This window comes from Campylobacter sp. RM19072 (assembly GCF_024723485.1).
Lineage (GTDB): Bacteria > Campylobacterota > Campylobacteria > Campylobacterales > Campylobacteraceae > Campylobacter > Campylobacter porcelli.
This window is the reverse complement of the sequence record NZ_JANQCU010000005.1, coordinates 39,122-51,200: the sequence shown is the minus strand read 5'-3', so window position 1 is coordinate 51,200 and position 12,079 is coordinate 39,122. Positions and strand designations below refer to the sequence as shown.

The 12,079-nt window shown below is 34.3% G+C and carries 13 protein-coding genes; 11 read left to right on the top strand and 2 right to left on the bottom strand.

Annotation, left to right across the window (positions count from 1 at the left end):
• Nucleotides 1–2: 2 nt before the first annotated feature.
• The gene (locus tag CSUIS19072_RS04040; protein WP_086293499.1) at nucleotides 3–722 is read right to left on the bottom strand and encodes an MlaA family lipoprotein; all 720 of its coding nucleotides are present in this window, start codon (nucleotides 720–722) and stop codon (nucleotides 3–5) included.
• A 176-nt stretch (nucleotides 723–898) separates the two neighbouring features.
• Between CSUIS19072_RS04040 and CSUIS19072_RS04035 the strand changes: the two genes are divergently transcribed.
• From CSUIS19072_RS04035 to CSUIS19072_RS04015, 5 genes are all read left to right on the top strand, one after another.
• On the top strand, nucleotides 899–1,687 hold the full coding sequence (locus tag CSUIS19072_RS04035) for a TOBE domain-containing protein (protein ID WP_086237734.1): 789 nt from the start codon (nucleotides 899–901) through the stop codon (nucleotides 1,685–1,687).
• A 155-nt stretch (nucleotides 1,688–1,842) separates the two neighbouring features.
• Nucleotides 1,843–2,574: a molybdate ABC transporter substrate-binding protein gene (gene modA, locus CSUIS19072_RS04030; RefSeq protein ID WP_086237735.1), complete on the top strand. Its 732-nt coding sequence runs from the start codon at nucleotides 1,843–1,845 to the stop codon at nucleotides 2,572–2,574.
• Nucleotides 2,575–2,582: 8 nt separating this feature from the next.
• Nucleotides 2,583–3,410 (top strand): sulfate/molybdate ABC transporter ATP-binding protein, encoded by an 828-nt coding sequence (locus CSUIS19072_RS04025; RefSeq protein ID WP_086237736.1) that lies wholly within the window; start codon nucleotides 2,583–2,585, stop codon nucleotides 3,408–3,410.
• Nucleotides 3,407–4,072 carry a molybdate ABC transporter permease subunit gene (gene modB, locus CSUIS19072_RS04020; protein WP_086237737.1) on the top strand — a complete coding sequence of 222 codons (666 nt, stop codon included), beginning with the start codon at nucleotides 3,407–3,409 and terminating at the stop codon, nucleotides 4,070–4,072. Before CSUIS19072_RS04025 ends, modB begins: the two co-directional genes overlap by 4 nt.
• Before the next feature lie 32 nt (nucleotides 4,073–4,104).
• Nucleotides 4,105–4,647: a hypothetical protein gene (locus CSUIS19072_RS04015; protein ID WP_086237738.1), complete on the top strand. Its 543-nt coding sequence runs from the start codon at nucleotides 4,105–4,107 to the stop codon at nucleotides 4,645–4,647.
• 29 nt (nucleotides 4,648–4,676) lie between these two features.
• Here the strand turns inward: CSUIS19072_RS04015 and CSUIS19072_RS04010 are convergent, their stop codons facing one another.
• Nucleotides 4,677–5,450 carry a sulfite exporter TauE/SafE family protein gene (locus CSUIS19072_RS04010; RefSeq protein ID WP_336526356.1) on the bottom strand — a complete coding sequence of 258 codons (774 nt, stop codon included), beginning with the start codon at nucleotides 5,448–5,450 and terminating at the stop codon, nucleotides 4,677–4,679.
• A 131-nt stretch (nucleotides 5,451–5,581) separates the two neighbouring features.
• Here CSUIS19072_RS04010 and CSUIS19072_RS04005 point away from each other — a divergent pair, with 131 nt between their 5' ends.
• Genes CSUIS19072_RS04005 through trpA form a run of 6 tightly spaced genes read left to right on the top strand, consistent with a single transcriptional unit; the run spans nucleotide 5,582 to nucleotide 12,067 of the window.
• Nucleotides 5,582–6,844 carry an anthranilate synthase component I family protein gene (locus tag CSUIS19072_RS04005; protein WP_086237739.1) on the top strand — a complete coding sequence of 421 codons (1,263 nt, stop codon included), beginning with the start codon at nucleotides 5,582–5,584 and terminating at the stop codon, nucleotides 6,842–6,844.
• Nucleotides 6,844–8,445, top strand: a complete 1,602-nt coding sequence (gene trpD / locus CSUIS19072_RS04000; RefSeq protein ID WP_086293496.1) for an anthranilate phosphoribosyltransferase — start codon at nucleotides 6,844–6,846, stop codon at nucleotides 8,443–8,445. The genes CSUIS19072_RS04005 and trpD overlap by 1 nt, the downstream gene beginning before the upstream one ends.
• Nucleotides 8,442–9,539, top strand: coding sequence for a DNA adenine methylase (locus CSUIS19072_RS03995; protein WP_086293494.1), 1,098 nt, complete (start codon nucleotides 8,442–8,444; stop codon nucleotides 9,537–9,539). The genes trpD and CSUIS19072_RS03995 overlap by 4 nt, the downstream gene beginning before the upstream one ends.
• A complete protein-coding gene (locus CSUIS19072_RS03990; protein WP_086237742.1) occupies nucleotides 9,539–10,150 on the top strand; it encodes a phosphoribosylanthranilate isomerase in 612 nt (203 codons plus the stop codon). Before CSUIS19072_RS03995 ends, CSUIS19072_RS03990 begins: the two co-directional genes overlap by 1 nt.
• Nucleotides 10,147–11,328 carry a tryptophan synthase subunit beta gene (gene trpB / locus CSUIS19072_RS03985; protein WP_086242200.1) on the top strand — a complete coding sequence of 394 codons (1,182 nt, stop codon included), beginning with the start codon at nucleotides 10,147–10,149 and terminating at the stop codon, nucleotides 11,326–11,328. The genes CSUIS19072_RS03990 and trpB overlap by 4 nt, the downstream gene beginning before the upstream one ends.
• On the top strand, nucleotides 11,321–12,067 hold the full coding sequence (gene trpA, locus CSUIS19072_RS03980) for a tryptophan synthase subunit alpha (protein WP_086237744.1): 747 nt from the start codon (nucleotides 11,321–11,323) through the stop codon (nucleotides 12,065–12,067). The genes trpB and trpA overlap by 8 nt, the downstream gene beginning before the upstream one ends.
• Nucleotides 12,068–12,079 lie beyond the last annotated feature (12 nt).

The window sequence follows — 12,079 nt, the reverse complement described above, 5'->3', positions numbered from 1 at the left end:
CTCTACTCCTGAATTTGTGCGTTTCTGCGTTGTTCATATCCATCTTTTAAGAATGCGTATAGATCGATTGTGCCGTTAGTTAGTTTATTATACAGCTCTGGATCTTTAGAACCATCATTGATTACCCGCCATGATTTTGCTATTAAATTTAGATGAAAATATCTATTTGCATTATCTGTAAATATCTCATTTGTATAGCTCATTGGATTGATAAAAAAGTCGCCACTCATACCTATTAAATCCCGCAAATTTGTCTGACCTAAAAATGGTAACACAATGGGAAATCCACCGCCAACACCCCAATAGCCAAGAGTTTGCCCTAGATCCTCATCATGCTTTTTAAGCCCATATACATTAGTAGCTACATCGCTAATTCCGCCAAAACCAACTATAGTATTAGCGATAAATCTTAAGCTCTCTTCACTAGCATTTGCAAATTTAAGTTGTAATACATTATTAACTAATCTAATAGGAAAGAGTAGATTATCAAAAAAATTGCTTATAGCATCTTGAGCTGGATTTGGCATCATATAGTCATAGCCTTTAAATGTCGGTATCAACACATTTTGATAAAATATATGGTTAAATTCTGTCATAACTCTATTATACCCACTTAGCGGATCAAAGCTATCTTGAGCGATATACTCATCTTCAAATGAATCAATATCAGTAGCAAAACAGCTAATGATAAAGATACAATTAACAAAAAAAATCCTAAGCATAAATAAGCTCCAAAAATAAAAAGCTAGTATTATATTAAACTCAACCTTAAGTTTAGTATAAACAACCAATTTACTATATTTAATCTATTTGTCTTTAAATTTAATAAAATATATGCAAATTTTTAATAAAAAAATATTATAATACACTAAAAAATAAATTTATAAAAGAGGTTTTTATGAAAGCACGGATAAATCTTGAGCTAATTTTAAATGATAAAGTGGTGCTTTTGCCAAAACATATTAAGCTTCTAAAGGCTCTAGATGAGACTAGGAGCATTACCAAAGCTGCAACTGTAGTGGATATATCATACAAAAACGCTTGGGATTGTCTGGATTTAATCAACTCCAAAGCTGATGAGCCACTCATTCTAAGGGTCGATGGCAAGAGAAAAAATAGCGGTAGTGAGCTAAGCCAATACGCAAAAGATATAATAGATAAATATGATGCAATCTTAAAGGCTCAAAACCACTTTCTAAATGAAATTTGTAATGATTTAGATGGCGATATTATAAGTAACTTAAAGGGGATAAATATGAAACTAAGCGCTAGAAATCAGCTCCAAGCTACAATCACAGATATTGAAATTGGTGCGGTAAATGCCCAAATCACCGCTAAATTAAGCGATGGAGTGTTACTAAAATCCATAATCACAATAGATAGCCAAAAAGAGTTAAATTTAGAAGTTGGCAAGGAGATTATCTTTGTTTTTAAAGCCTCAAGCGTGATTTTAGCTAAAACTGATGATAAAGAGTTAAAAATTTCAGCAGCAAATAAACTAAAAGGCAAGGTTACTCAAGCAACCTTAGGTGCGGTAAATGCGAAAATTTCTGTAAATATAGGTCATAACCAAATAATCCACGCAATAATCACAAATGAATCAGCTCAAGATATGAGAATTAATGTAGGCGATGAAGTTGAGCTATTTATAAAAGCTAGCCATATAATTATCGCTACACAAGCCTAATTTACACAATTTAATCTAGCTAAATTTTGGCTAGGTTAGCTATCTTTAAAATATAAATATATAATTTATATGTATAAATATCATTTTATTTATAGCCTATTTACTATTTAATCATATAATTTTGAAGTATAAATTTAAAATATAAAGGATAAATAATGAGAACACTTCTACTTCTCCTAGCCTTTGTGATTTGCTCTTTTGCTTCAAACCTTAATGTCGCCGCTGCGGCAAATACTGCTTATGCCCTTGAAGAGATAAAGCGTAAATTTACCAAGCTTCACCCAGATGCTAAAATCAACATCACACTAGGCTCAAGCGGCAAATTAGTAGCTCAAATCAAAAATGGAGCCCCATTTGATCTATTTTTAAGTGCTAATACCAGCTTTGCTGATACCTTATACAAAGATGGCTTCGCAGTAGATAAACCACAAATATACACTAGCGGAAGCGTAGCAATACTAAGCGTAAGAGGCTATGAGCCAAGTCTAAACTCACTACAAAACAAAGATATAAAAACAATAATAATCGCAAATCCTAAAACCGCACCATATGGAGCCGCCACAATCGAGGCTTTAAAAAATGCTGGAATTTATGATGAAATAAAGCATAAAATCATAGAATCAAATAGCATAGGAGATGCTCTAAATCAAACTATAAAAGCTGGAGATATAGGATTTGTAGCAGCTAGCGCTCTAAAGGCTAAGCAAATGCTACAATATACCAACTACTCTATCCTTGATAGCTCACTTCATACTAGCATAGACCAAGCGATGGTAATTTTAAATAACGGCAAAGATAATAAACTAGCTAAGGCGTTTTATGACTTTATCCTAAGCAAAACCGCTCAAGATATATTTGCTAAATTTGGGTATAAATCAATCGACTAGGCTAAATTATGATTAATTTCCACTGCCAAAAATCATTTAATGGATTTGAGCTTGATGCGAAATTTAGTGTAGAAAATGGTGAATTTGTCGCACTATATGGCAAGAGTGGTAGTGGTAAAAGCACGATATTAAGGCTACTTGCTGGATTTGATAAGCCAAATAGCGGAGTAATTAGTAATAATGAGCAAATTTATTATAATAAAGATATATTCTTACCACCACAAAAGCGAAATATAGGCTATCTTTTTCAAGATTATGCCCTATTTCCTAATATGAGTGTAATGCAAAATCTACTATTTGCTAAAAATGATATTAAATTTGCCACTGAATTGCTTGAATTAACCCAGCTTTTAGAGCTTAAAAATGTCTATCCCCATACTCTCTCAGGCGGTCAAAAGCAACGCACAGCCTTAGCAAGGGCTTTGATGAGACACCCTAAACTACTGCTTTTAGATGAGCCGTTATCTGCTTTGGATACAAATTTACGCACTAAACTCCAAGAGTATCTAAGCCAAATTCACAAAAAATATGGTATGAGTATAATCATAGTTAGCCATGATAAAAATGAGATTTATAGACTTGCAAGTCGTGTATTTATAGTAGATAGTGGCAAAATTATCCAAAGTGGCTCGCCAAAAGAGCTGTTTTTAAACTCAAATTCGCACCAAAATATCGATTTTCTAGCCACGATTTTAGAGATTAATCAAAACTTAATCACTTGCGAATATGCAAATCAAATTTACCAAATCACCTTACCAAATAGCCTAAATAGCCTAAAAATCGGCGATACCATCACTCTAAGCACACAAATATCAAATCTAAAGGTTACTATATGATAGATTGGACGCCACTACTATTATCATTTAAATTAGCTTTTATAACAACAATTATACTATTTATCATCTGCTTATTTTTTGCTTATATTGTGGCTAGGTGTGAATTTAGATTAAAGCCCGTTATCGAAAGTGTAATATCATTGCCACTTGTGCTGCCGCCATCGGTGCTTGGATTTTATATCTTAATACTTCTATCTCCATACTCATTTTTGGGTGAATTTATGCAAAAGTATTTTGATATTAGACTTGTTTTTAACTTTACTGGCCTTGTAATTGCTAGCTGTATCTACTCATTGCCATTTATGTTTTCACCCATATTATCAGGGTTTAAATCCCTGCCAAATTCGCTTATAGAGGCTAGCTATAGCCTTGGTAAAGGCAAGATTACTACCTTATTTTGCGTAGCTATGCCAAATATCAAGCCATCATTGCTAAGTGCGATTATCATTAGCTTTGCTCATACTTTAGGCGAATTTGGGGTAATTTTGATGATTGGTGGGAGCATTGATGGAGAGACTAAGGTTGCTAGTATTGCTATTTATGATGCTGTTGAGATACTAGACTATAAACTAGCACACATATACTCAGCCATTATGCTAATAATTAGCTTTGTTGTGCTGTTTTTAGTCTATTTTATAAACCAAAAAATAGAGAAAAAGTAGTATAATAATCAAATTTATTTTAAAGGAATTTGATGAAAAATATATTTTTTTCTCTGATAATTAGCCTAATATTTTTAGGTTGTGGTAGTCCTGCTTTTACTAGCTATCTTGCTACTTCTAATCCCATTTTTATAACTGAAAATATCAAGGGCAAAAGCTTTAGCATATATTCACAAAACTTAAGTGAAAATTTCGATATCAATCTAAGCTCTGCCCTAATCCAAAATGGCTATAAAAAAGCTGATAAAAATCCAGATATTACAATCAAAATAGCCTTAAATTACCTAAGGCAAAATAGCGATATTAAAAATAATAATTTTATGGAATTTGGCTTTGGAAGTGGCGGTTTTAGACATATTGGCTTTGGAAGTAGCTTTGGTAATGGATATGAGAGTGAGTATTTTTACGACGCTCAAGCCTCGCTATATATCGCTATTAAAGATGGCAAAGATTATCAAACAAATTTAAATTTACAAAGTCAAAAATCTAGTTTTAGCTACTCACAATCTCAAGCTACAGAGGATTTTCAATCCAAAATAATAGCTAAGATTATAGAGATTTTAAATGGCTTTTAGGCTGATATTTCTAAAGCCATTTAAAATGATTAAAATAATATATTTTTTAACATTAAAATAAACATAATTATATATAGCCCTAGAGCTAACCTTTTTTGAGTTATTTTATCAATTTTATGACCAAATTTAACACCAAAATAGACCCCAATTATAGAGCCAATCCCAATCATCAAGCCACTTTTATAATCCACTAGCCCAGCACTTCCTAGGCTGATAAGTCCAGAAAATGAGCTAAATATAACAAAAAATAGCCCAATTGATATGGCCTTTTTAATATCCATTTTCAAAAATCCCACAAATATCGGAGTTAAAAATAGCGCTCCGCCAATCCCAGCAGATATAGCTACAGCACCCACAAAAACCCCCACAATAAACATTACAAATTTAGATATATCTTTTGGATTATCATTTACTACATCAGCTTGAAAAAACTTAATTATAGCCACAAAAAGTATAAAAAGCACCGCTAATTTAAGCACAATACCAGGCATATTTAAAACGATAAATCCACTAAAACTAGCCCCCAAAAGCCCACCAATACCAACTACAATCCCATCATTTAAAACTAATTTTTTATTTTTATAATTTATATAACTACCAAACATCGCCCCCATAAACATCTGAAGCACACTAATACCAATTGCACTCTTAATATCAAAACCCAAATTTAGCAGTATCGGAACCAAAATCGTCCCCCCACCAATCCCAAAAAATCCGCTAATAAACCCCACGCCAACCCCAATAGCGACAAATAACGCAATCAAAAAATAGATAGTATCGCCAGATAAGATCATATCAACCATTTTTACACCTTAAATTTAATGCCAAATTATAGTAATCCTAAGATAAAATCTAGCTTTGAAATAGTAATTTTTAAGATTGATAAAGAAAATTTTTTGTATAATATTTTTTTAAAAAACTTTTTGGAGCTAATATGCTTTTACTCTGTGATCCAACCATATATTTTAGAGAAATTTTACGCCAATATCCAAAATCTTATCTAGCTGAAGATGAGATGCAAGTCATCATCGGTATTGATTGTGATTATATTAGCGGAGATGATTTTGCTAAATTAAATGAGAGGATTAAAAATGGCAAAAAAATCTCAAATTTTGCCGGACTTTTTGGGATTTTAAGCTACGAAGCTGTATATAAATTTGAAAAAATCGCAGATATAAAGCCATATTTATACGAGTTCCCAATATATCATTATAGCGATGCTAAAGCATATTTACACTATGATAAACAGAGTAAAATTTATGGCTTTTATGGGGATAGCGGATACTTTAATAATCTAAAAGATATAAAGCCTCTAGTCAAATCAGATAAAAGCTATTTCTACACCATAAAAAGCGATCTAGATAGCCAAAAAACCGATTATCTAAATATGATTAAAACGGCTAAAAATTATATAAAAAATGGCGATATCTTCCAAGTAGTTTTATCTAAAACTTTAGAATTAGAAAGCGATTTTGACCCACTTGAATTTTATGAAATTTTAAAATCCCAAAATCCTAGCCCATATATGTTTTATTACCCAAGTGAATTTGGCACCATCGTAGGTAGCAGCCCTGAGCTTGTAGTAGAGATTAAAAGGGGCATTATCCACACAAGCCCAATTGCTGGAACAAGAAAACGAGGGATTGATGCTAATGAAGATGAAGTGATAAAAAAAGAGCTTTTAAGCGATGAAAAGGAGCTTAGCGAGCATAGAATGCTAATTGATCTAGCTAGAAATGATATAGGCAAATTCGCCCTTCCAAGTAGCGTAAAAGTTACAAATCCTATGCATATCAAGCTCTATGAGAGCGTAATGCATATTGTAAGTGATATTTACGCAGAGCTAAGTAGCTCATCAACAGCAATGGAGGCGATAACTACGATATTTCCAGCTGGAACCCTTAGCGGAAGTCCAAAGATTAGAGCAATGCAGATTATAAATGAGCTTGAAGGGCATAGTCGTGGAATTTATGGTGGTGGGATTGGATTTTGGCATTTTAATGGAGATATGCAAATGGCAATTCTCATTCGCTCAGCAATCTTCGTGCCAAATTCAGATTCAAATAGCGTATTTATCGGAGCTGGTGCTGGGATAGTGTGGGATAGCGATGCTAAAAATGAGTATGAAGAAATTTGCAATAAACGAAAAAGTTGCCTAAAGATCTTTGAGCAATACGCAACCAAAAGGGATAAATAATGATTTTGATGATAGATAATTACGATAGTTTTGTTTATAATATATATCAATATATTTTAGACACGACTAAAGAGCCTATAAAATGTGTTAGAAATGATGAGATTACAATTGATGAAATTAAAGCCTTAAATCCATCTAAAATTATCCTAAGTCCAGGACCAAAACACCCTAAAGATAGTGGGATTTGCCTTGATATTTTAAGAGCGAATTTAGGCATTCCTATACTTGGAATTTGCCTTGGACATCAAGCCATTGGGCTAGTAAATGGAGCTGATATTAAGGTGCTTGATACCCCAGTTCATGGTAAAATTAGCCAAATCAAAACCCAAAACGATAGCATAATCTTTGCTGGATTACCAAGTGAATTTAATGTGATGAGATACCACTCTTTATATGTGGATAATCTCCCGCCAAACTTGCAAGCCACAGCATATAGTAGCGATGGGGTTTTAATGGCGTTAGAGGATAGGCAAAATCAAATTTTTGGGATACAATTTCACCCTGAGAGCTTCTTTAGCCAGTATGGAAAGCAGATAATTACAAATTTTCTCTTATTAAATCAAACAAAAGACGAGAGCCCTAAAAAGGCAAATTTCGCCCCATTCCTTACAAAACTCCAAAAAGGCTTTGCGCTTGATAGTAGCGATTATGAGATAATTTGCAAAGAGATCTATGATAAAAATTATGATGAAATTCAGCTTGGTGCTTTGCTAGTTTTAATAAGCGAAAAATCACTATATCCAGATAGCCTTGCTGCACTTGTAAAAAATATACTAAAATACTCAACAACATATAATGATAACTCACCAATGATGGATATAGTAGGCACAGGTGGCGATGCTTTAAAAACCATTAATATCTCTACAACTTCAGCTTTCATACTAGCCTCTTTAGGCATCAAAGTAGCTAAACACGGCAACAAAGCCATAACATCTAAAAGCGGCAGTAGCGATGTTTTAAGCCAAATTGGCATAGATTTAGATAGTGATATAAAGCGTCTAAAATCTAGACTAAATAGCCAAAATTTAGCCTTTTTCCATGCTCCATACTTTCATCCTATTACAGCTTCTGTGCGTGATGTAAGATTAAGGCTTGGAGTGGGAACTGTGTTTAATATCCTTGGGCCACTTCTTAATCCGAATTTAAGCCTTAGCAATCAAGTAGTGGGAAACTATCTTGAAGAAGTTAATGGGCTAATTGCGGCTACTTTATTAAATTTAGGTCGCAAACACGCTCTTGTCGTGCATGGCATGGACGGAATGGACGAGATAAGCCTTTGTGATGAGACACTAATACACGAAGTAAAAGATGGCAAAATACTTGAGTATAAGATCACTCCAGAGCAATTTGGCTTTAATAGGGCATTTCACGCTGATATCGCTGGTGGAGATGCTAGTTATAATGCTGATATTTTAAGAGCTACGCTAAAAGGAGAGCTTAGTGGGGCTAAATTTGATATAGTGCTTTTAAATGCGATGTTTGCCCTATATGCTGCAGATGGTGCTAACTCACCACTAGAGGCTAAAGATATAATCTTAAATGCGATTAAAAGCGGTAAAGTTTGGGAATTTTATCAAGACTACACCGGAGCTAATAGGTGAGCGAAAATACAGAGTATTTGACAAATCAACTAATTAGCTATTTGGGTAATAAAAGATCGCTTTTAGGCTCTATTGATAGCGTTGTGTGCGATATAAAAAAAGAGCTTAAAAAAGATAAAATCGCCTTTGCTGATGTCTTTAGCGGTAGTGGAGTGGTCGCAAGACTAGCTAAAAAGCACTCCAATTTGATATTAGCAAATGATTTAGAAAAATACTCTTTTGTTATAAATTCATGCTATTTAGAAAATTCAGATAATGAGCTTATATCAAGCTTAAAGCAAATTCACAATAAAATTTTACAAAATTACACACCGCAAGAGGGCTTCATCAGTGAAATTTACGCCCCAAAAGATGATAAAAATATCCAAAAAGGCGAAAGAGTTTTCTACTCAAGGCAAAATGCTTTGATTTTAGGCGGTTTAAGAGATGAAATCTCAAAAATTCCAACTGAATTTCAAAAATATTTTATAGCTCCACTTCTTAGCCAGGCCTCCATTCACTCAAACACAGGTGGCGTTTTTAAGGGCTTTTATAAGGATAAAGATGGCATTGGAAAATTTGGCGGTAGCGGGGAGAATGCTTTAAAGAGAATTTTAGGCAAAATAGAGCTTGAAATGCCGATTTTTTCAAATTTTAAAAGTGAATTTAAGGTATTTCAAAATGACGCTTATGAATTTGCTAAACTAGCCCCAAGCGTGGATATAGCGTATTTTGATCCGCCTTATAATCAGCACCCTTATGGCTCAAACTACTTTATGCTAAATTTAATATGCGATTTTAAAGCACCAAATATAGAGCAAATCAGCAAAGTTAGCGGTATCCCAAATGGTTGGAACCGCTCGAATTATAATAAAAAAGCAAAAGCAGGTAGTGAGTTTTTCACGCTTTTAAGCGAGTTTAAAGCAAAGTATTTGATAATCTCATTTAACTCAGATGGATTTATCAAAGAGAGCGAGTTTTTAACAAATTTAAATAAAATAGGCAAGGTTGAAAAAGTAAAGATCAAATACCCAACCTATAGAGCAAGTAGAAACTTAAACTCAAGGGATTTATATGTAACCGAGTATCTTTACATAGTAAAAAAGGTTATCTAATGAGTCCTTTAATCAAAATTTGTGGTATCAAAACTTTAAGCGAAGCTAAAAGCGTGTGCGAGTGCGAATTTAAGGGTAAAAGAGTGGATTTTATCGGGCTAATTTTCGCTGAGAGTAAAAGAAAAATTAGCAAAGAAATGGCTAAAAATATTGCTAATTTGGCTCATAAATTTGGTATAAAAGCCGTTGGCGTTTTTGCTAAAATACCATTTGATGAAGTGGCAAAAATAGTGAAATTTGCGGATTTAGACGCCATTCAAATCTATGAAAAAGTAGATGATAAAACTAAATTTGATTGTGAGGTGTGGCAAGTTTTTAGCGTAGGAGAGAGTTTGCCAAAGCCTGAAGGGAGCTATGATAAAATATTATTTGATACAAAAGGGGATAAGATTGGTGGAAATGGGGTTAAATTTAACTGGGATTTGCTAAAAAATTTAGATATCAAATTTGGTCTAGCTGGTGGAATCGGCGTAGAAAATTTAAAAGAAGCAATAAAGCTTAAACCAAATTTAATTGATATAAATAGCAAAATAGAAGATGAATTTGGAATAAAAGATAGCGATAAAGTAATGGAAATTTTAAAAATAGTTAGCTTAGGAGATTTAAAATGAACGCAAAAGCATATTTTGGCAAATATGGCGGACAATTCGTCCCTGAAACCGTGATGAGCGCCCTAATGGAGCTTGAAGAGGCCTATGAAAAGATCGCAAAGAGCGATGAATTTAAATCTGAATTAAACGCCCTTTTAAAAGATTATGTCGGCAGACCAAGCCCCATGTATCACGCCAAAAGATTAAGCGAGCACTACGGGCATAATATATATTTAAAAAGAGAGGATTTAAACCACACAGGAGCTCACAAGATAAATAACGCTCTAGCTCAAGCACTTCTTGCTAAAAAGATGGGTAAGACAAAGGTTTTAGCCGAAACGGGCGCTGGTCAGCACGGAGTAGCCACTGCAACAGCAGCGGCACTTCTAGGGCTAGAGTGCGATGTATATATGGGGCAGTGCGATACCAAAAGACAAGCCTTAAATGTATATAAAATGCAGCTTTTAGGAGCCAATGTAGTACCTATTAGCGATGGGCTTGGCACACTAAAAGAGGCCACCACAGCAGCCATTCAAGCATGGGTAAATGAGATAGAGAGTAGATTTTATGTTATAGGCTCAGCCGTTGGCCCTCACCCATACCCAATGATAGTTAGAGATTTCCAAAGCGTAATCGGCTCTGAAGCCAAAGCCCAATTAGATGAAAAAGGCGTTAAGCCAGATTATATCATAGCTTGTGTGGGTGGTGGGAGCAATGCTATAGGTATATTTTCAGCATTTTTAGATGATCCTAGCGTAAATATCATAGGCGTTGAAGCTGCAGGTCTTGGTATAGAGACCAAATACCACGCAGCCACTTTAACCAAAGGCACCAAAGGGATAATCCACGGCATGAAAACCATAGTATTACAAGATGAATTTGGAATGATTTTGCCAGTTCATAGCATAAGCGCAGGACTTGATTATCCAGGGGTTGGACCAGAGCATGCCCACTTACAAGATATAGGCAGAGTAAGCTACTACGCCGTAAGCGATGATGAGTGCGTAAATGCCCTAAGACTTCTTTCAAGATTAGAAGGGATAATACCAGCTATTGAGAGCTCACACGCCCTAGCTTACCTTGATAAGCTCTGCCCTACTCTAAATAAACGCTCAAATATCGTAGTAAATGTAAGCGGTCGGGGCGATAAGGATATGAATACCATAATGGAGTATAAAAAAGGAACAATCTATGGATAAGATACAAAAAGCATTTAATGATAAAAAGGCAAATATAGGCTATATAGTGGCTGGGTATCCAAATTTAGAATATACAAAAGAGTTTTTGAATTTACTAGATGAGAGTTGCCTTGATATTTTAGAGATTGGAATTCCATATTCTGACCCATTAGCTGATGGCAAACTCATAGCAAATGCGGCTTTTGAGGCTTGTCAAAATGGAGTTACTACAAATAGCGTATTTGATATATTAAAAGAGATTAAAACCAAAAAAGCTTTAGTATTTTTGGTATATTATAATATCATTTTAAGCTACGGCGAAGATAGATTTTTACAAGATAGCAAGGAGTGTGGTATCAGCGGTATTTTAGTTCCTGATATGCCATATGAAGAGAGCAAGGAATTTGCTAGTAAATGCCAAAAACACGGTATCTCGCTCATAAGATTAATCGCCCCTACAAGTGCTAACCGCAGTAAAGAGATCGCTAGTAATGCAGATGGCTTTATCTATGCTGTAGGATCTCTAGGCGTAACTGGCGGAGAGCAAAGCTCAATTGATAGATTAAAAGATATGATTAAATCTATAAAAGATAGTAGTAAATTGCCAGTTGCAATTGGCTTTGGGATTAAAAATTCTCAAGATGTCAAAGCGATCAAAGAGTATGCAGATGGTGCGATCATAGGCACAAAAATTGTAGAGATAACAAGCAAATTTGACCCACAAACCGCTCATAAAAAGATAAAAGAGTTATTTGAATAGATAGCAATTTGG